The following is an 18,571-nucleotide window of genomic DNA, read 5'->3' as shown; positions in this document are numbered from 1 at the left end:
CCGAGATGTCGTCCGACCAGAACGCCCGGAACGACCGGTCCGAACGGGCCGACAAGCCGTCCATCCTCGGACCGGCCGCCGGCTTCGGCGTGACCTTCAAGGCCATGTTCAAGAAGCGGCTCACCGAGCAGTACCCGGAGCAGAAGAAGCCCACCGCCCCGCGTTTCCACGGCCGCCACCAGCTGAACCGGCACCCGGACGGCCTGGAGAAGTGCGTCGGCTGCGAGCTGTGCGCCTGGGCCTGCCCGGCCGACGCGATCTACGTCGAGGGCGCGGACAACCGCGAGGACGAGCGCTACTCGCCCGGTGAGCGGTACGGGGCGGTCTACCAGATCAACTACGCCCGCTGCATCCTGTGCGGGCTCTGCATCGAGGCCTGCCCGACCCGCGCGCTCACCATGACCAACGAGTACGAGCTCGCGGACTCCTCCCGCCAGGACCTCATCTTCACCAAGGAGCAGCTGCTGGTCGGCCTCTCCGAGGGCATGGTCGACAGCCCGCACTCGATCTTCCCCGGCGCCGACGAGGGCGCCTACTACCGGGGCGAGATCACCGCGGCGGCGCCGGGCACGGTCCGTCAGGAGCCGACCGAGCGGGAGAAGGAGGCCCAGTCGTGAGCGCCGCCACCTCGCTGAACCTCGCGGCCGTGACGGGCGCGACCTCCACCGGTGAGGCCGTCCAGTTCTGGGTGCTCGCGGTGATCGCCGTCGGCGGCGCGCTCGGGACGCTGCTGATGCGCAAGGCGGTGCACAGCGCGCTCTGCCTGGCCGCCACCATGCTCGCCCTGGCGGTCTGTTACATGGCCCAGGGCGCGGTGTTCCTGGGTGTGGTGCAGATCGTGGTCTACACCGGCGCGATCATGATGCTCTTCCTGTTCGTGGTGATGCTGGTCGGCGTGACCAGCGCGGACTCGCTGAAGGAGCAGCTGAAGGGCCAGCGGTTCGCCGCCGCGCTCTGCGGCCTCGGCTTCGGCGTGCTGATGGTCGCCGGGATCGCCAACGCCAAGCTGGACAGCTTCGCCGGTCTCGGCGAGGCCAACGCCGAGGGCAATGTCCAGGGCCTGGCCCGACTGATCTTCACCAAGTACGTGTGGGCCTTCGAGGTCACCGGGGCGCTGCTGATCACGGCCGCGATCGGGGCCATGGTGCTGACCCACCGCGAGCACGTGAAGGCCCCGAAGACCCAGCGCGAGCTGGCCGCCCAGCGGGTCGCCGACAACATCCAGGTGCCGCCGCTGCCCGCGCCCGGCATCTACGCCCGGCACAACGCGGTGGACATCCCGGCGCTGCTGCCGGACGGCTCGATCGCCGAGGACTCGGTGATGGCGACCCTGCGCGAGCGCGGCCAGATCCGCGACGTCAGCCAGGAGATGCTGGCCCGGATGGCCGAGCTGGAGTCCACCACCGCCGACTGGCTGGGCCGCCCGCCGTCCGAGCGCCCGCCGGTGACCGGCCCGCGCAAGGCCCTGGAGCCGGTGGCCGCCAACCACCCGGCGCCGGCGAACCGCCCGGCGTCCGACCACGACGAGGAGGGGGCGGAGTGAATCCGGTCAACTACCTCTATCTCTCCGCCCTGCTGTTCACCATCGGCGCCTCCGGCGTGCTGATCCGGCGGAACGCGATCGTCCTGTTCATGTGCGTCGAGCTGATGCTGAACGCCTCCAACCTGGCGCTGGTCACCTTCTCCCGGATGCACGGGAACCTCGACGGCCAGATCATCGCGTTCTTCACCATGGTGGTGGCGGCGGCCGAGGTCGTGGTCGGCCTCGCGATCATCGTCTCGATCTTCCGGACCAGGCATTCCGCTTCGGTCGACGACAGCAACCTGATGAAGCTGTAGGCGGAGGACCTCGGTGAACTCTCTCATTCCCCTGCTGGTCGCGGCCCCGCTGGCCGGTGCCGTCCTGCTGCTGCTCGGCGGCCGGGCCTTCGACCGCCTGGGCCACTGGCTGGCCACCGCGCTCGCCGCGCTCTCCTTCGGCTTCGGCCTCGCGCTGTTCTCGGACATGCTGGGCCGGGACGCGGAGGACCGCACCCTGACCCAGCACCTGTTCAGCTGGATCCCGGTGAACGGCTTCCAGGCCGACATCTCCTTCCAGCTCGACCAGCTCTCGATGACCTTCGTCCTGCTGATCACCGGCGTGGGCACCCTGATCCACCTCTACTCGGTGGGCTACATGGCGCACGACGAGCGCCGGCGCCGTTTCTTCGCCTATCTGAACCTCTTCCTGGCGGCCATGCTGCTGCTGGTGGTGGCCGACAACTACCTGCTGCTGTACTTCGGCTGGGAGGGCGTGGGCCTCGCCTCCTACCTGCTGATCGGCTTCTGGCAGCACAAGCCGACCGCCGCCACCGCCGCCAAGAAGGCGTTCATCGTCAACCGCGTCGGCGACATGGGCCTGTCCATCGCGATCATGCTGATGTTCGTCGAGTTCGGCTCCTTCGCCTTCGAGCCGGTGTTCGGCGCCGCGGGCAGCGCCAGCGAGGGCAAGCTGACCGCGATCGGCCTGATGCTGCTGCTCGCCGCCTGCGGCAAGTCCGCGCAGGTGCCGCTGCAGTCCTGGCTCGGGGACGCGATGGAGGGCCCGACCCCGGTCTCCGCGCTGATCCACGCGGCCACCATGGTCACCGCCGGCGTCTACCTGATCACCCGCTCCGGGGCGATCTTCAACCTGGCGCCGGACGCCCAGACCGCCGTGGTGGTGGTCGGCGCGGTCACCCTGCTCTTCGGTGCGATCGTCGGTTGCGCCAAGGACGACATCAAGAAGGCGCTGGCCGGCTCGACCATGTCGCAGATCGGCTACATGATCCTCGCGGCCGGCCTCGGCCCGATCGGGTACGCCTTCGCCATCATGCACCTGGTGACCCACGGCTTCTTCAAGGCCGGGCTGTTCCTCGGTGCCGGGTCGGTCATGCACGGCATGAACGACGAGGTGAACATGCGTCACTACGGCGGCCTGCGGAAGTACATGCCGGTCACCTTCGTCACCTTCGGCCTCGGCTACCTGGCCATCATCGGCTTCCCCGGCCTGTCCGGCTTCTTCTCCAAGGACAAGATCATCGAGGCGGCCTTCGCCAAGGGCGGCACCGAGGGCTGGATCCTCGGCCTGTGCACCCTGGTCGGCGCCGCCGTCACCGCGTTCTACATGACCCGGGTGATGATCCTGACCTTCTTCGGCGAGAAGCGCTGGCAGCCGGACGCCGAGGGCCACGACCCGCACCCGCACGAGTCGCCGAAGACCATGACCGTCCCGATGATCGTGCTGGCCTTCGGCTCGGTCTTCGCCGGCGGGCTGTTCGCCTTCCACGAGTCCTTCCTCACCTGGCTGGAGCCGGTCACCGGGCACGAGGAGGGCAACTCCCCGCTCACCCCGCTGGTGGTCACCCTGCTCACCACCGCCTGCATGCTGGCCGGCGTCGCGCTCTCGTACCTCATGTACGGCCGCTCCGCCGTCCCGGTGGTGCCGCCGTACGGCTCCCCGCTCACCCGGGCCGCCCGCCGTGACCTCCTCCAGGACGACTTCAACCACGCCGTCCTGGTCCGCCCCGGTTCGGCGCTGGCCGCGGCGCTGGTCTACTTCGACAGCCGCGGCCTGGACGGTTTCGTCAACGGCCTGGCGGCCACCATCGGCGGCGTCTCCAGCCGGCTGCGGCGGATCCAGAACGGCTACGTCCGCACGTACGCGCTCTCCATGTTCGGCGGCACGCTGGTGCTGGTCGCCACGACTCTCCTGATGAGGTCCGTCTGATGCACCCGGATTACACACATCGAGGGGAGGCCGAGGCATGAGCGTCCTCCTCACCGCCACCTGCGCCGTCCCGGCGGTCGGTGCGGTGGTCACCGCCGCCCTGCCCGCCGGGTCCACCGAGGCGCGGCGGCGGAACACCAAGATCGTGGCGACGGTCTTCTCCGTCGCCACCCTGGCCCTGGCCGGCGCGGTGGCCGCGCGGTTCGACCCGGACGGCGCCCGCTACCAGCTGACCGAGTCCTACAGCTGGATCCGCTCCTTCGGCATCACCTTCGCGCTCGGGGTGGACGGCATCGGCGCCGTCCTCGCCCTGCTCACCGCCGTCCTGGTCCCGGTCGTGCTGCTCGCCTCCTGGCACGACGCGGACCCGGCCGTCGCACCGCCGGAGGGGTCGTTCGAGAACCGGCGGCGCACCCAGGCGTTCTTCGCTCTGGTGCTGGCGGTGGAGGCGATGGTGATCGTCTCCTTCTACGCCACCGACGTCTTCCTCTTCTACGTCTTCTTCGAAGCCATGCTGATCCCGATGTACTTCCTCATCGGCGGCTTCGGCGACCGGGCGGGCGGCCCCGAGTCCGCCCGCCAGCGCTCCTACGCGGCGGTCAAGTTCCTGCTCTACAACCTGCTCGGCGGCTTGGTCATGCTGGCCGCCGTGATCGGCCTGTACGTGATCGCGCAGGACCAGGGCCTGGGCACCTTCGACCTGCAGACGCTCACCGCGGCGGTCGCCGACGGCCGGCTGCAGATCGGCGGCACCGCGGAGAAGGCGCTGTTCCTCGGCTTCTTCTTCGCCTTCGCGGTCAAGGCCCCGCTCTGGCCGCTGCACACCTGGCTGCCGAACGCGATGGGCGAGGCCACCGCCGGCACCGCCGTGCTGATCACCGCCGTGGTGGACAAGGTCGGCACCTTCGCGATGCTGCGCTTCTGCCTCGGGCTGTTCCCGGACGCCTCGAAGACCTTCGCCCCGGCGATCCTGGTCCTCTCCCTGATCGGGATCGTCTACGGCGCGCTGCTGGCCATCGGCCAGAAGGACATCAAGCGGCTGGTCGCCTACGCCTCGATCTCGCACTTCGGCTTCATCATCATGGGCATCTTCGCGATGACCAGCCAGGGCCAGAGCGGTGCCACCCTCTACATGGTCAACCACGGCATCTCCACCGCCGCGTGGATGCTGGTGGCCGGGTTCCTGATCTCCCGCCGCGGCTCCCGGCTGATCGCCGACTACGGCGGCGTGCAGAAGGTCGCCCCGGTGCTCGCCGGGACCTTCCTGATCGGCGGGCTGGCGACGCTCTCGCTGCCCGGCCTGGCGCCCTTCGTCAGCGAGTTCCTGGTCCTGGTCGGCACCTTCAGCCGGTACCCCGCGGTCGGCATCGTCGCCACCTTCGGCATCGTGCTCGCCGCGCTGTACGCCCTGCTGCTCTACCAGCGCACCATGACCGGCCCGGTCAAGGAGGAGGTGCGCGGCATGCCGGACCTCAAGGTCCGCGAACTCGCCGTGGTCGCCCCGCTGGTGGCACTGACCGTGCTGCTCGGTGTCTACCCGAAGCCGCTCACCGACCTCGTCAACCCGTCGGTGAACGCCACCCTCTCGCAGGTGCACCAGACCGACCCGACACCGGCGCACCCGGTGTCCGCCGACCACGGGACCGCCCAGGACGGGACCGCCCGCTCAGGAGGTGAGCACAAGTGAGCAGCACCGGATGGCTCGCCGCCGCCGGCGGCAGCACCCAGAGCATCCCCGCGCCGCACATCGAGTACGGCCAGCTGTCGCCGATGCTGGTGGTGTTCGGCGCCGCGGTGGTCGGCATCCTGCTGGAGGCCTTCCTGCCCCGGCGGCTTCGGCACTGGGCCCAGGTGGTGACCGCCCTGGTCGGCCTGGCCGGCGCCTTCGTCGCCGTCCTGGTGCTCGCCGTGCAGGGCTACGGCACCACCAAGGTCGGGGCGATCGCGATGGGCGCGGTCGCCCTGGACGGCCCGACGCTGTTCCTCCAGGGCGTGATCCTGCTGGTCGCGGTGGTCGCGGTGCTGACCTACGCCGAGCGCCGGCTGGAGCCCAAGGCCGGCGGCGAGCCGGCCGACGCCTTCGCCGCCCAGGCGTCCGCCACCCCCGGCGGCGAGCAGGAGCGCAGCGCGATCCGGGCCGGCTTCACCACCAGTGAGGTCTTCCCGCTCACCATGTTCGCGGTCGGCGGCATGCTGCTGTTCCCCGCCGCCAACGACCTGCTGACCATGTTCGTGGCGCTGGAGGTCTTCTCCCTCCCGCTCTACCTGCTCTGCGCGCTGGCCCGGCGCCGCCGGCTGCTCTCCCAGGAGGCGGCGGTCAAGTACTTCCTGCTCGGTGCCTTCGCCTCGGCGTTCTTCCTGTTCGGCACCGCGCTGCTGTACGGCTACGCGGGCACGGTGCGGCTCGGCGAGGTCGCCGAGGTCATCTCCGGGAACGCGCTGCTCACCCCGGCGCTGGTCTCCTCGACCCAGAACGACGCCCTGCTGCTGGTGGGCCTGGCGATGCTGACGGTCGGTCTGCTCTTCAAGGTCGGCGCTGTGCCGTTCCACTCCTGGACCCCGGACGTCTACCAGGGCGCGCCGACCCCGGTCACCGGCTTCATGGCGGCGGCGACCAAGGTGGCCGCGTTCGGCGCGGTGCTGCGGCTGTTCTACGTGGCCTTCCCGGCGCTGCGGCTGGACTGGCGGCCGGTGCTCTGGGGTGTGGCGATCCTCACCATGGTGGTCGGCGCGGTCCTGGCCGTCACCCAGCAGGACGTGAAGCGGCTGCTCGCCTACTCCTCGATCGCGCACGCCGGGTTCATCCTCACCGGTGTGATCGCCAGCAACCGGCAGGGCGTCGGCTCGGTGCTGTTCTACCTGCTGGCGTACTCCTTCGTGACCCTCGGCGCCTTCGCCGTGGTCACCCTGGTGCGCGACTCCAAGGGCGAGGCCACCCACCTGTCCAGCTGGGCCGGCCTCGGCCGGCGCTCCCCGCTGGTCGCGGCGGTGTTCGCGCTCTTCCTGCTGGCCTTCGCGGGCATCCCGCTGACCTCGGGGTTCACCGGCAAGTTCGCGGTGTTCCAGGCCGCGGCGGCGGGCGGCGCCACTCCGCTGGTGATCGTGGGTGTGCTCAGCTCGGCGGTGGCGGCTTTCTTCTACATCAGGGTCATCGTGCTGATGTTCTTCTCCGACCCGCAGCCGGGCGGCCCGACCGTCGCCGTCCCGAGCGCCTTCACGGCGACCGCGATCGGTATCGGCGTGCTGGTCACGATCGGGCTCGGACTGCTGCCGCAGTACTTCCTCGATCTCGCCTCGAAGGCAGTGTTCTTCGTCGGCTGACCGTCCGCCGACGGCCCGGCCGAACGCCCCGGCGGCGGTCCGGTCCGACCGCTCCGACGACCGTCCGGGTCGCGCCCCGTGCGCGGCCCGGACGCTTCGTTCGGGCATCCCCGCTGGCCAGCGGGGACGCCCCGCGCATGACAGAGCCGCACGCCCGTGCAGTGATCCACTCGTGACCGGATACCCTGCCTGTATGGCCAGCGGCGGCACTCAGGGACCGGGCCGCTAGATCGACCAGGGACAGAGGAGTGGTCTTCGTGACCGTCGTGGGACCCTTTGGGCTCAGCGTGCAGGACCGCGATCTGACCCGTGACGTCCAGGCCGGGATGGACGCGGTGGAGATCGCGCTCGCCGAGGCCGTCAAGAGCGACGTCCCCTTCATCACCGTCACCGCCAGCCATCTGATGGCCGCGGGCGGGAAGCGCTTCCGTCCGCTGCTGGTGCTGCTGTCCGCCCAGTTCGGCGATCCCGGCGCGACCGGCGTGATCCCGGCCGCCGTCGTGGTCGAGCTCACCCACCTCGCCACGCTCTACCACGACGACGTCATGGACGAGGCCCCGGTGAGACGCGGCGCCCCCAGCGCCAACTCGCGCTGGGACAACTCGGTCGCCATCCTGACCGGCGACTTCCTCTTCTCCCGCGCCTCCCAGGTGCTGGCCGACCTCGGCCCGGAGGCCGTCCGGCTGCAGGCCGACGCGTTCGAGCGGCTGGTCACCGGCCAGATCCTGGAGACCGCCGGCCCCGGCCCGGACGACGACCCGCTCGACCACTACCTGGGCGTGCTGGCCGGCAAGACCGGATCGCTGATCGCCGTCTCCTGCCGGATAGGAGCACTGGCGGCCGGCGCCGAGCCGTGGATGATCGACATCCTGAGCTCCTTCGGCGAGCGGATCGGCATCGCGTTCCAGCTGGCCGACGACGTGCTCGACATCGCCAGCGACGGCCACGAGTCCGGCAAGACCCCCGGCACCGACCTGCGCGAGGGCATCGAGACCCTGCCGACCCTGCTGCTGCGGCAGATGCCGGCCGACCCGTCCGACCCCGCCGACGCCCGGCTGCGCGAGCTGCTGCACCAGGACCTCGCCGACGACGAGCTGCACGCCGAGGCCCTGCGGCTGCTGCGCCGCCACCCGGCGCTGGAGCACGCCCGCCGGGAGACCCTGCGCCACGCCGAGGAGGCCCGCGCGATGCTGGACCCGCTCCCGGACGGGCCGGCCAAGGACGCGCTCCAGGCGCTCTGCGACACGGTGGCCATCCGCACCATGTGACGCCCGCGGGCGGGCGGTGCGAATCGCCGTCCGGCGTCCCGGCGGCCACCCGGATGGGGGAGACTGACACCCGTCAGCACCGTGTCCCCAGCTCCGCCCATCCGGAAGGCCGCCATGCTTCGCGTCGTCATCGCCGAGGACTCCGTACTGCTGCGGGAGGGGCTGACCCGGCTGCTCACCGACCGGGGCCTGGAGGTCGTGGCCGGCGTCGCGGACGGTGACGCGCTGATCAAGACCATCCACGACCTGGCCGCCGAGGACGCGCTGCCCGACGTGGTGGTTTCGGACGTGCGGATGCCCCCCACCCACACCGACGAGGGCCTGCGGGCCTGCGTCACGCTCCGTGGCCGCTATCCGCAGCTCGGCGTGCTGGTGCTTTCGCAGTTCGTCGAGGAGCGCTACGCCTCCGAACTACTGGCCGGATCCACCCGGGGCGTCGGTTACCTGCTGAAGGACCGGGTCGCCGAGGTGCGCGAGTTCGTGGACGCGGTGGTCCGGGTCGCCGAGGGCGGCACCGCGCTGGACCCGGAGGTCGTCCAGCAGCTGCTCAGCCGCAGCCGCAAGGGCGATGTGCTGGCCGGGCTGACCCCGCGCGAGCGCGAGGTGCTGGGGCTGATGGCGGAGGGCCGGACCAACACCGCGGTGGCCAAGCAGCTGGTGGTCTCGGAGGGCGCGGTGGAGAAGCACGTCAGCAACATCTTCCTCAAGCTGGGCCTGGAACAGAGCCGCGGTGACCACCGACGGGTTCTCGCCGTGCTGACTTATCTGAATTCCTGACCGGCTCGCCGACGGGTCGCCCGCAGCCTGTATTCGTATTCGAACCAACCTTCCCCGGTCGGGTACGGTTCCGGTCGTCCACGGCGTTGTTTATGGGTGCGGCGGTGATTTTCCGCCGCATCGGGGAGTTCCGTCCAAGGCAATCCTTACCCGCATAGGATGCGAGAGGTGCACCAGGCGGACGGGGCACACGGCTCACGCCCGCGGCTGGTGCCCACGAGGAGGTCCGCGGCAGTGACCAGTCAGGTCGATCAGTCAGAAGCAGTGGACGGCTCGGACGGCGACGAGGGCGGGTCCGGGCCCGGCGGGGGCCGCTCCGGCCCTGCCGTGCCGGTCGGTCCGCAGCACCGTGGCGCCAAACCGATCCGCAGGCTGGACCGGGTGATCATCAGATTCGCCGGCGACTCCGGCGACGGCATGCAGCTCACCGGTGACCGCTTCACCTCGGAGACGGCGTCCTTCGGCAACGACCTCTCCACCCTGCCCAACTTCCCGGCCGAGATCCGCGCTCCCGCCGGAACGCTGCCGGGTGTCTCGTCCTTCCAACTCCACTTCGCCGACCACGACATCCTGACCCCGGGGGACGCGCCCAACGTCCTGGTGGCGATGAACCCCGCGGCCCTCAAGGCCAACCTGCCCGACCTCCCGCGCGGCGCGTCGATCATCGTCAACACCGACGAGTTCACCAAGCGCGCGCTGGCCAAGGTCGGCTACGGCGCGGACCCGCTGGGGGACGGTTCGCTGGAGGGCTACCACCTGCACAAGGTGCCGCTCACCACGCTGACCCTGGAGGCCCTCAAGGAGAGCGGCCTGGCCCGCAAGGACGCCGAGCGGGCGAAGAACATGTTCGCGCTGGGCCTGCTGTCCTGGATGTACCACCGTCCGACCCACGGCACCGAGGCGTTCCTGCGCACCAAGTTCGCCAAGAAGCCGCAGATCGCCGAGGCCAACATCAGCGCCTTCCGGGCGGGCTGGAACTTCGGCGAGACCACCGAGACCTTCGCGGTCTCCTACGAGGTGCCGCCGGCCAAGCTGCCGCCGGGCCGCTACCGCAACATCTCCGGCAACCTGGCGCTGTCCTACGGCCTGATCTCCGCCTCCCGGCGCTCGGGACTGCCGCTCTACCTGGGCTCCTACCCGATCACCCCGGCCTCGGACATCCTGCACGAGCTGAGCCGGCACAAGAACTTCGGCGTGCGCACCTTCCAGGCCGAGGACGAGATCGCCGGCATCGGCGCGGCCCTGGGCGCGGCCTTCGGCGGCGCGCTCGGCGTGACCACCACCTCCGGCCCGGGCGTGGCCCTGAAGAGCGAGACGATCGGGCTCGCCGTCTCGCTCGAACTCCCGCTGCTGGTGGTGGACATCCAGCGCGGCGGCCCGTCCACCGGCCTGCCGACCAAGACCGAGCAGGCCGACCTGCTGCAGGCGATGTTCGGGCGCAACGGCGAGGCCCCGGTGCCGATCGTGGCCCCGGCCACCCCGGCCGAGTGCTTCGACGCGGCACTGGAGGCGGCCCGGATCGCGGTCACCTACCGCACCCCGGTCTTCCTGCTCTCGGACGGCTACCTGGCCAACGGATCGGAGCCCTGGCGGATCCCGGAGGTGGACGAACTGCCCGCCATCGAGCCGGACTTCGCCACCGGGCCGAACCGCGAGGACGGCGCCTTCTGGCCGTACCTGCGCGATCCGCAGACGCTCGCCCGCCCGTGGGCGGTGCCCGGCACGCCCGGCCTGGAGCACCGGATCGGCGGCATCGAGAAGCAGGACGGCACCGGCAACATCTCCTACGACCCGGCCAACCACGACTTCATGGTCCGCACCCGGCAGGCCAAGGTGGACGGCATCGAGGTACCGGACCTGGAGGTCGACGACCCCAGCGGCGAGGCCCGGGTCCTGGTGCTCGGCTGGGGTTCGACCTACGGCCCGATCACCGCGGCGGTCCGCCGGGTCCGGGCGGACGGCGGCGAGGTCGCCCAGACGCACCTGCGCAACCTCAACCCCTTCCCGGCCAACCTCGGCACGGTGCTGCGGAGTTACGACAAGGTCATCGTGCCCGAGATGAACCTCGGCCAGCTGGCGCTGCTGCTGCGGGCCAAGTACCTGGTGGACGCGCAGTCCTACAACCAGGTACGCGGACTGCCCTTCAAGGCGGCGCAGTTGGCGGACGTGCTGTGGGCGGCGATCGGAAACCTGGACGAGGAGGACAACCGATGAGCGAGCAGTTCCCCTCCTTGAAGCTGGTCCCGAAGGCCGAGGCGCCGCAGAGCGCCAAGGAGTTCAAGACCGACCAGGAGGTCCGCTGGTGCCCCGGCTGCGGTGACTACGCGATCCTGGCCGCGGTACAGGCCTTCATGCCGGAGCTGGGGATCAGACGGGAGAACACCGTCTTCGTCTCCGGTATCGGCTGCTCCTCCCGTTTCCCGTACTACATGAACACCTATGGAGTGCACTCGATCCACGGCCGGGCCCCGGCGATCGCCACCGGGCTGGCCTCCTCCCGGCGCGACCTCAGCGTCTGGGTGGTGACCGGCGACGGCGACGCGCTGTCGATCGGCGGGAACCATCTGATCCACGCGCTGCGCCGGAATGTGAATCTGAAGATCCTGCTGTTCAACAACCGTATCTACGGCCTGACCAAGGGGCAGTACTCGCCGACGAGCGAGATCGGCAAGATCACCAAGTCCACCCCGATGGGATCGCTGGACGCCCCGTTCAACCCGCTCTCGCTGGCCATCGGCGCGGAGGCCACCTTCGTCGCCCGGACCATCGACTCCGACCGCCAGCACCTCCAGTCGGTGCTGCGGGCGGCGGCCGAGCACGAGGGCACGGCGCTGGTCGAGATCTACCAGAACTGCAACATCTTCAACGACGGCGCCTTCGAGGTGCTCAAGGAGCCCGGCACCCGGGACGAGGCGCTGATCCGGCTGGAGCACGGCCGGCCTATCCGGTTCGGGACGGACCTGGCCCGGGGCGTCTTCCGCGGCGCCGACGGCGAACTGACCGTCGGCGAGGTCACCGCCGACAACGAGTCGGCGGTCCTGGTCCACGACGCCCACGCGGCCGGCCCGGCGACGGCGTTCGCGCTGTCCCGGATCGCCGACGCGGACACCCTGCACCACACCCCGATCGGGGTGCTGCGCCAGGTCCGGCGGCCGGTGTACGACGAACTGATGGCCGACCAGCTGGACACCGCCGTCGCCGACCGGGGCGAGGGCGACCTGGCCGCGCTGCTCGCGGGCGGCGACACCTGGTCGGTCGACTGACCCGGACCGACTGACCGGCCGACTGACCGGCCGACTGACCAGCCGACCGGCTGACCGACTGACTGGCCAGCCGACCGGCCGAACGAACGAACAGGCGAACGACGGTGCCCCCGGCCATTCCCGGCCGGGGGCGCCGCCGTTCACGGTGCTCCAGATGCTGTCGGTGTTGTCAGTGCTGTCAGTGCTGCTGCTCCGCCCACTCCACGAGCTGGACCACGACCCCGTTCGGGTCGGTGACCTGGAACAGCCGCTCGCCCCACGGCTCCTCGCGCAGCGGCATGGTGATCTCCACCCCGGCGGCCCGCAGTCGGGCCTCCTCGGCGGCCACGTCGCCGACCACGAAGGCGAGGATCAGCCCGGCGGCGACCTCGTCGCGGTACTCCTCGGGCAGGACCTCGGTCCCGCGCCGCAGGAAGACCACGTTCACCCCGGCACTCCCGTGCCCGAGCGAGACGAACCCGTCCGCCGCCATCTGCTCGGTGAACCCGAAGTGCTCCCGCAGGAACGAAGCGGACGCCTCGACGTCCTCGACGGTGAGTGAAACGGCGGAGGAAGTGATCTGCATGCCTGATGGCCCTCTCGTCGACTGTTATCCCGTACGAAGTACACTATACATAGTACGGAGAATGTGGCTACAGTGATGCCGGTCACAGTCGCGGTCGTTCTCGAAGAGTGCGGCTAGTCCAGCCCGGGCAGGGTGTCCTGCTCGACCTCGTGCCGGGCGACCCGCTCGGCCGGGTCCCGGCACTCGGGGCCGAGCCGCAGGATGCGCGACTCCGGGTCGTGCAGCGGGCGGTGGCAGCGGCGGCAGGTGACCCGGGGGCGGACGGCCTCGCGGGTGTCGGTGCCCGGCAACGGGTCGGGGTCGGCGGTGGTCATGGCTCCGACCGTACCGGCGGGCCCGGCGTGAAAGGATCGGTCCATGGCCAGTGACCGCAGCAGTTCCGGGGACCCGGCGCGCACGCTCGCGCTGCTCTGGGGTGTGTCGGCGGAGGAGAAGCCCGGCCGGCGCGGGCCCCGCCAGGCGAAGTCCCCGGCGGAGATCGCCGCCGCCGCGATCGCGATCGCGGACGCCGAGGGGATGGACGCCGTGACCATGCGGCGGGTCGCCCAGGCACTCGGCGTCTCACCGATGGCGCTGTACACCTATGTGCCCGGCAAGGCCGAACTGGTCGACCTGATGCTGGACACCGCCTACGCGGACATGCCCCGCACCGCGCCCGACGGGGACGGCTGGCGGGCCCGGGTCGCCGCCGTCGCCGAGGACAACCGCGCACTCCACCGCGCCCACCCGTGGACCGCCGTCGTCGCCACCGGCCGCCCGCCACTGGGGCCGGGCCTGATGGCCAAGTACGAGTACGAGCTGCGCGCCTTCGAGGACTCCGGCCTGTCCGACCTCGACCTGGACGCCGCGCTCACCCATGTGCTCGGCTTCGTCCAGACCTGCGCCCGGATGGCCGCCGACCGACGCGCCGCGCGGCAGGACAGCGCGATGACCGACGCCCAGTGGTGGGAGGCCAACGCCGAGCTGCTCGCCCGGGTCCTCGACCCCGAGCGCTACCCGGTCGCGGCCCGGGTCGGCGCCGCCGCCGGCGAAGCGCACGGCGCCGCGTACGACCCCGACCACGCCTACACCTTCGGCCTGGCCCGGGTGCTGGACGGACTGGCGGAGCTGGTCAGGGGCGGGTAGCCCGTCCGTCGTACTCCTCGCGCGCGTCAATGACGGCGCACATGCTGGCCTCCACCCAGTGGGCGAGCGCCGACACGTACTCGGCGGCCTTCAGGCCCAGCGGGGTGAGGCTGTAGTCGACCCGGGGCGGGATCACCGGGTGCGCCTCGCGGAGCACGAAGCCGTCCCGCTCCAGGGTCTGCAGGGTCTGCGCGAGCATCTTCTCGCTGACGCCCGACACCCGGCGGCGCAGCTCGCTGAAGCGGTACCCGCGCTCCCGCAGGGCGACCAGCACCAGCACCCCCCAGCGGCTGGTGACGTGCTCCAGCACGCCCCGGGACGGACACATGCGGTCGTAGATGTCGGGCGCCCGGTCGAGCAGTGGCGAGCCCTGTGTCATTACCTCCATGTCAGTACCCTACTTCAAAGTGCGTACTATCCAGAAGTTAGTGCCGTCCCTAGGGTGAGTATCGAAGTCGACGCGGCTTCGGAGCAGGACACCGCGCCGCGGCTTCGAAGCCGTCGCCACACCCAAGAGGAGCAGGGACATGTACGTCGTCACCGGAGCCACCGGACAGCTCGGCCGCCTGGTCGTGGAGGGGCTGCTGGCAGCCGTTCCGGCGAACGAGATCGCGGTGGTGGTGCGTTCCGCCGCCAAGGCCGAGGAGTGGGAGAAGCAGGGCGTGCGCGTCCACGAGGCGGACTACAACCGCCCCGAGACGCTCGCCGGGGTCTTCGCCGCCGGCGACCGGGTGCTGCTCATCTCCGGCAACGAGTTCGGCCGCCGGGCGGCCCAGCACGGTGCGGTGATCGACGCGGCGAAGGCCGCCGGGGTCGCGCTGCTCGCGTACACCAGCATCCTGGGCACGGCCACCTTCGGGCTGGCCGACGAGCACCGGGCGACCGAGGAGGTGCTGCTCGGCTCCGGCCTGCCGCACGCCCTGCTGCGCAACGGCTGGTACACCGAGAACTACCTCGGTGACGCCGCCGGCACGGTCGAGCGCGGTGCGGTGGTCGGCAGTGCGAACGACGGCCGGGTGGCCACCGCCCCCCGCCGCGACTACGCCGACGCCGCGGTCGCCGTCCTGGTCGGCGAGGGCCACGAGAACAAGGTCTACGAGCTGAGCGGCGACGCCGCCTGGGGCCTGTCCGAGCTGGCCGCCGAGCTGGCGCAGGCCTCGGGCCGTCCGGTCGAGCACCGGAACGTCACCCCGGCCGAGCACCGCGAGGTGCTGATCGGCGCGGGCATGCCGGAGGGCTACGCCGATGTGTTCGTGGACGTGGACGCCGGTATCGCGCGCGGCGAGCTGGCCACCGCTCCCGGCGACCTGTCCCGGCTGATCGGCCGCCCGACCGTGCCGCTGGCCGACACCGTCCGGGCCGTCCTGGGCGCCTGATCCCCGGACGCCCGATCCCGGCCCCCCGCCACCTCCGGCCCCACCCCCGACGGACCGTCGCGGGTGGGGCCGGAGGCATGTCATGACCAAAAACCGAATACGGAGATGACAGGCGCGGTCGCGCCCGCTACCGTCGGCTCGACACTCGCGCGCGCGGAGGGCAGACGGTCCATGCCAGACACGACCCAGCAGGAGGCCGGACGCGGCCTCTGGAGCGGATTCGCCGCCTACGGCATATGGGGGCTCTTCCCCCTGTTCTGGCCGCTGCTGGAGCCCGGCGCCGCCGACGACATCCTGGCCAACCGGATGGTCTGGTCCCTGGTCGCGGTGGTCCTGCTGCTGGTCGCCCAGCGGCACTGGGGCTGGATCCGCCCGCTGCTCCGCCAGCCCCGCCGGCTCGCCATGCTGGGCGCCGCCGCCACGGTGATCTCGATCAACTGGGGCGTCTACATCTGGGGCGTCAACACCGGGCACGTGGTGGAGACCAGCCTCGGCTACTTCATCAACCCGCTGGTCACCATCGCCTTCGGCGTGCTGGTGCTCAAGGAGCGGCTGCGCCGGGCCCAGTGGGTGGCGGTCGGGATCGGCGCGCTCGCGGTGGCGGTGCTGGCAATCGGCTACGGGCGGCCGCCGTGGATCGCGCTCACCCTGGCGTTCTCCTTCGCCACCTACGGGCTGCTGAAGAAGAAGGTCGGGCTGAGCGGGCTGGAGAGCCTGGCCGCCGAGAGCGCCTTCATGTTCCCCTTCGCCCTCGGTTACCTGGTCTACCTGGAGGTCGCCGGCCGCGGCACCTTCGGCCACACCGCGGCCGGCGAGTACGGCTGGGGCCACACCGGACTGCTGATGCTCAGCGGGGTGATCACCGCCGTCCCGCTGCTCCTCTTCGGCACGGCGGCCGTCCGGGTGCCGCTGAGCGTGCTCGGGCTGCTCCAGTACCTGGCGCCGGTGTTCCAGTTCCTGATCGGCATCGCGGTCTTCCACGAGTCGATGCCGCCCGCCCGCTGGGCCGGCTTCGCCCTGGTGTGGGCCGCGCTCGTGGTGCTCACCTGGGACGCGCTGCGGCGGGTCCGGGCCGACCGCACCCGGACCGCCGCCGCTGCTGCCGCTGCCGCCGCCGCCACTGCCAATGCCGCCGCCACTGCCACCGCAGCGACCGGGGCCGCCGCGGTGGCCGGGACGGCCGACGCCGTGCCGGTCAGGCCGTGATGTCCCGCGCGGTGAACCGCGACCAGGACGCCGAGCCGAACACCGCCACATAGGCGGCCTGCAGCCCGAGGTTCTTCAGCACCCCGTCCCACTCCATCGGCGCCCGCAGCAGATCGCCGAAGGTGAGCCAGTGGTGGGTGAAGAGGAACGGCTGGATCGCGTGCAGCTGCGGGAAGCTGTCCAGGATCTGCACCGTGATCACCAGGCCGACCGTCGCCGCCATCGCCGCGATGCCGCTGCCGGTGAGGGTGGAGATGAACAGCCCGATCGCCACCAGCCCGGCCAGCGACGCGGCCACCACCGCGGCCACCAGGACCGCCCGCAGCAGCGCCGACCCCAGGCCGATGGTCTCGCCGGAGATCAGCGTGACATCGCCGACCGGGAACAGCGCCGCCCCGGCGATGACCGCCGCCGTGGCGACGGTGACCGTCGCCGCCAGGCAGAACACCAGCCCGGCGGTGAACTTGGCGGCCAGCAGCCTGGTCCGCCCGGCCGGCGCCACCAGCAGGTAGCGCAGGGTGCCGGTGGCCGCCTCGCCGGCCACCGAGTCCCCGGCGACCACACCGACCGTCATCGGCAGGAACACCGGCAGCGCCACCGCGAGGGCCGTGAACACGAGGAACAGGCCGTTCTGGGTGACCTGGGCGATGAACGCCGGGCCCTCGCCGCCGCGCGGCCCGTCCGTCTCGATCCGGACCACCACACCGATCAGGACCGGCAGCAGGGCCAGGATCCCCAGCAGCACGACGGTCCGCAGCCGGCGGAAGGTCAGCACCAGCTCGTTGCGGAACAGCGCCAGGAACCCGGCCGCCGTCTGCGGGCGCCGTCCGCGCGCCGCAGCCGCAGCCGTGGTCACGGCCGTCGCCGCGACCGCCTCGGCCGGCACCGCCTCAGCCCGCGACATCGAAGCCCTCCCCGGTCAGCGCCACGAAGGCGTCCTCCAATGTGCCCCGCTCCACGCCGAAGCCGTGGACCCGGACCTCCGCCGCGACCAGCGCCGCGCAGAGCCCGGGCAGCGCGTCCTCGGCGAGCGCGCCCAGTTCGCCGTCCACCCGGTTCTCGGCGATCCGGAGCTCGGTGACCTTGTGCGCGAGCAGCACCTCGCCCGCCCGGTGGGTGTCCGGCGTCCGTACCACCAGCCGGCCCCGGGCCCGGGCGGCCAGCTCGGCGACGGTGCCCTGCACCAGCAGCCTGCCGCGCGACATCACGGCGGCATGGGTGCAGACCTGCTCGATCTCGTCCAGCAGGTGCGAGGAGAGGAAGACCGTGGTGCCCTCGGCCGCGACCTCGCGGATCAGGGCCCGGATCTCCCGCATGCCCTGCGGGTCCAGGCCGTTGGTGGGCTCGTCCAGGACGAGCAGCTCGCGCGGCTGGAGCAGCGCCGAGGCCAGGCCGAGCCGCTGCTTCATGCCCAGCGAGTAGGCGCGGGCCTTCTTGCCGGCCGCGGCGGTCAGCCCGACCCGGTCCAGGGCCTCGGAGACCCGCCGCTCCCGGGTCCGCGGGTCGGCGGTCGGGTCGGCGGCGTCGAACCGGCCCAGGTTGTCCCGGCCGGAGAGGAAGCCGTACAGGGCGGGCCCCTCGATCAGCGCGCCGACCCGGGGCAGCACCGAGGACACCGACTGCGGCATCGGCTCGCCGAGCACCGAGGCGACCCCGGAGGTCGGGGCGATCAGCCCCATCAGCATCCGGATCGTGGTGGTCTTGCCGGAGCCGTTCGGCCCGAGGAAGCCGAAGACGGAGCCCCGGGGGACGCTCAGGTCCAGCCCGTCCACGGCGAGCTGGCCGCCGCGGAACCGCTTGGTCAGGCCCCGGGTGCTGATCACGTCGTCGGACCGGTGGGAGCTCGAAGCGGCACGGGGGGCCGGGCGCGTCAACGCGCCCGGCCCCCCGGCCGGCTCCGTAACGTCCCCCGTTACGGAAGC

At 71.5% G+C, this 18,571-nt stretch carries 18 protein-coding genes; 13 read left to right on the top strand and 5 right to left on the bottom strand.

The genetic code is table 11. The features are described 5' to 3' along the window. Positions 1-5 precede the first annotated feature (5 nt). From nuoI to BI06_RS07240, 10 genes are all read left to right on the top strand, one after another. Positions 6-617, top strand: coding sequence for an NADH-quinone oxidoreductase subunit NuoI (gene nuoI / locus BI06_RS07285; RefSeq protein ID WP_051740409.1), 612 nt, complete (start codon positions 6-8; stop codon positions 615-617). Continuing rightward, entirely contained in the window at positions 614-1,543 is a 930-nt protein-coding gene (locus BI06_RS07280; RefSeq protein WP_369826062.1) for an NADH-quinone oxidoreductase subunit J, read from the top strand. The genes nuoI and BI06_RS07280 overlap by 4 nt, the downstream gene beginning before the upstream one ends. After that, complete coding sequence (gene nuoK / locus BI06_RS07275) at positions 1,540-1,839, top strand: NADH-quinone oxidoreductase subunit NuoK (protein ID WP_030300898.1); 300 nt, start codon at positions 1,540-1,542, stop codon at positions 1,837-1,839. The genes BI06_RS07280 and nuoK overlap by 4 nt, the downstream gene beginning before the upstream one ends. A gap of 13 nt (positions 1,840-1,852) precedes the next feature. Next, positions 1,853-3,748, top strand: coding sequence for an NADH-quinone oxidoreductase subunit L (nuoL, locus tag BI06_RS07270; RefSeq protein ID WP_043466596.1), 1,896 nt, complete (start codon positions 1,853-1,855; stop codon positions 3,746-3,748). 37 nt (positions 3,749-3,785) lie between these two features. Next, positions 3,786-5,435, top strand: coding sequence for an NADH-quinone oxidoreductase subunit M (locus BI06_RS07265; protein ID WP_030393519.1), 1,650 nt, complete (start codon positions 3,786-3,788; stop codon positions 5,433-5,435). Beyond that, positions 5,432-7,069, top strand: a complete 1,638-nt coding sequence (gene nuoN, locus BI06_RS07260; RefSeq protein ID WP_030393518.1) for an NADH-quinone oxidoreductase subunit NuoN — start codon at positions 5,432-5,434, stop codon at positions 7,067-7,069. The genes BI06_RS07265 and nuoN overlap by 4 nt, the downstream gene beginning before the upstream one ends. 257 nt (positions 7,070-7,326) lie before the next feature. Further along, the gene (locus BI06_RS07255) at positions 7,327-8,337 is read left to right on the top strand and encodes a polyprenyl synthetase family protein (RefSeq protein ID WP_043467323.1); all 1,011 of its coding nucleotides are present in this window, start codon (positions 7,327-7,329) and stop codon (positions 8,335-8,337) included. Between the two features lie 114 nt (positions 8,338-8,451). Beyond that, on the top strand, positions 8,452-9,114 hold the full coding sequence (locus tag BI06_RS07250) for a response regulator transcription factor (RefSeq protein ID WP_030393516.1): 663 nt from the start codon (positions 8,452-8,454) through the stop codon (positions 9,112-9,114). 234 nt (positions 9,115-9,348) lie between these two features. Beyond that, the gene (locus BI06_RS07245) at positions 9,349-11,328 is read left to right on the top strand and encodes a 2-oxoacid:acceptor oxidoreductase subunit alpha (RefSeq protein ID WP_043466592.1); all 1,980 of its coding nucleotides are present in this window, start codon (positions 9,349-9,351) and stop codon (positions 11,326-11,328) included. After that, complete coding sequence (locus tag BI06_RS07240; protein WP_030393514.1) at positions 11,325-12,377, top strand: 2-oxoacid:ferredoxin oxidoreductase subunit beta; 1,053 nt, start codon at positions 11,325-11,327, stop codon at positions 12,375-12,377. The genes BI06_RS07245 and BI06_RS07240 overlap by 4 nt, the downstream gene beginning before the upstream one ends. Before the next feature lie 178 nt (positions 12,378-12,555). On the opposite strand, the gene BI06_RS07235 is transcribed toward BI06_RS07240, so the two are convergent. Together BI06_RS07235 and BI06_RS07230 are read right to left on the bottom strand one after the other, a co-directional pair. Next, the gene (locus tag BI06_RS07235) at positions 12,556-12,942 is read right to left on the bottom strand and encodes a VOC family protein (protein WP_043466589.1); all 387 of its coding nucleotides are present in this window, start codon (positions 12,940-12,942) and stop codon (positions 12,556-12,558) included. 113 nt (positions 12,943-13,055) lie between these two features. Continuing rightward, complete coding sequence (locus BI06_RS07230; RefSeq protein WP_043466587.1) at positions 13,056-13,256, bottom strand: DUF6011 domain-containing protein; 201 nt, start codon at positions 13,254-13,256, stop codon at positions 13,056-13,058. Between the two features lie 43 nt (positions 13,257-13,299). On the opposite strand from BI06_RS07230, the gene BI06_RS07225 reads away from it, so the two are divergent. Beyond that, on the top strand, positions 13,300-14,067 hold the full coding sequence (locus BI06_RS07225) for a TetR/AcrR family transcriptional regulator (RefSeq protein ID WP_030393511.1): 768 nt from the start codon (positions 13,300-13,302) through the stop codon (positions 14,065-14,067). Here BI06_RS07225 and BI06_RS07220 read toward each other — a convergent pair. Next, positions 14,054-14,455 carry a helix-turn-helix domain-containing protein gene (locus BI06_RS07220; RefSeq protein WP_107113299.1) on the bottom strand — a complete coding sequence of 134 codons (402 nt, stop codon included), beginning with the start codon at positions 14,453-14,455 and terminating at the stop codon, positions 14,054-14,056. The two genes, BI06_RS07225 and BI06_RS07220, sit on opposite strands and share 14 nt — an antisense overlap. Positions 14,456-14,594: 139 nt before the next feature. Here BI06_RS07220 and BI06_RS07215 point away from each other — a divergent pair, with 139 nt between their 5' ends. Both BI06_RS07215 and rarD read left to right on the top strand, forming a co-directional pair. Next, positions 14,595-15,443, top strand: coding sequence for an SDR family oxidoreductase (locus BI06_RS07215; protein ID WP_030393509.1), 849 nt, complete (start codon positions 14,595-14,597; stop codon positions 15,441-15,443). Positions 15,444-15,614: 171 nt separating this feature from the next. Next, on the top strand, positions 15,615-16,649 hold the full coding sequence (gene rarD, locus BI06_RS07210; protein WP_043466581.1) for an EamA family transporter RarD: 1,035 nt from the start codon (positions 15,615-15,617) through the stop codon (positions 16,647-16,649). Here the strand turns inward: rarD and BI06_RS07205 are convergent. Together BI06_RS07205 and BI06_RS07200 are read right to left on the bottom strand one after the other, a co-directional pair. Further along, on the bottom strand, positions 16,639-17,553 hold the full coding sequence (locus BI06_RS07205) for an ABC transporter permease (RefSeq protein ID WP_043466578.1): 915 nt from the start codon (positions 17,551-17,553) through the stop codon (positions 16,639-16,641). The two genes, rarD and BI06_RS07205, sit on opposite strands and share 11 nt — an antisense overlap. Next, positions 17,540-18,523 carry an ABC transporter ATP-binding protein gene (locus BI06_RS07200; protein WP_051740407.1) on the bottom strand — a complete coding sequence of 328 codons (984 nt, stop codon included), beginning with the start codon at positions 18,521-18,523 and terminating at the stop codon, positions 17,540-17,542. Before BI06_RS07200 ends, BI06_RS07205 begins: the two co-directional genes overlap by 14 nt. Positions 18,524-18,571: the final 48 nt, after the last annotated feature.

The organism is Kitasatospora sp. MBT66 (genome assembly GCF_000710405.2).
Classification (GTDB): domain Bacteria; phylum Actinomycetota; class Actinomycetes; order Streptomycetales; family Streptomycetaceae; genus Kitasatospora; species Kitasatospora purpeofusca.
This window is presented reverse-complemented; position numbering and strand designations above follow the sequence as displayed.

What these genes read in the sequence shown, in the direction of transcription:
- nuoI (WP_051740409.1), top strand. Translation starts at nt 6, where the DNA reads ATGTCGTCCGACCAGAACGCCCGGAACGACCGGTCCGAACGGGCCGAC.
- BI06_RS07265 (WP_030393519.1), top strand. Translation starts at nt 3,786, where the DNA reads ATGAGCGTCCTCCTCACCGCCACCTGCGCCGTCCCGGCGGTCGGTGCG.
- BI06_RS07250 (WP_030393516.1), top strand. Translation starts at nt 8,452, where the DNA reads ATGCTTCGCGTCGTCATCGCCGAGGACTCCGTACTGCTGCGGGAGGGG.
- BI06_RS07240 (WP_030393514.1), top strand. Translation starts at nt 11,325, where the DNA reads ATGAGCGAGCAGTTCCCCTCCTTGAAGCTGGTCCCGAAGGCCGAGGCG.
- BI06_RS07235 (WP_043466589.1), bottom strand. Translation starts at nt 12,942, where the DNA reads ATGCAGATCACTTCCTCCGCCGTTTCACTCACCGTCGAGGACGTCGAG.
- BI06_RS07230 (WP_043466587.1), bottom strand. Translation starts at nt 13,256, where the DNA reads ATGACCACCGCCGACCCCGACCCGTTGCCGGGCACCGACACCCGCGAG.
- BI06_RS07225 (WP_030393511.1), top strand. Translation starts at nt 13,300, where the DNA reads ATGGCCAGTGACCGCAGCAGTTCCGGGGACCCGGCGCGCACGCTCGCG.
- BI06_RS07220 (WP_107113299.1), bottom strand. Translation starts at nt 14,455, where the DNA reads ATGGAGGTAATGACACAGGGCTCGCCACTGCTCGACCGGGCGCCCGAC.
- BI06_RS07215 (WP_030393509.1), top strand. Translation starts at nt 14,595, where the DNA reads ATGTACGTCGTCACCGGAGCCACCGGACAGCTCGGCCGCCTGGTCGTG.
- rarD (WP_043466581.1), top strand. Translation starts at nt 15,615, where the DNA reads ATGCCAGACACGACCCAGCAGGAGGCCGGACGCGGCCTCTGGAGCGGA.
- BI06_RS07205 (WP_043466578.1), bottom strand. Translation starts at nt 17,553, where the DNA reads ATGTCGCGGGCTGAGGCGGTGCCGGCCGAGGCGGTCGCGGCGACGGCC.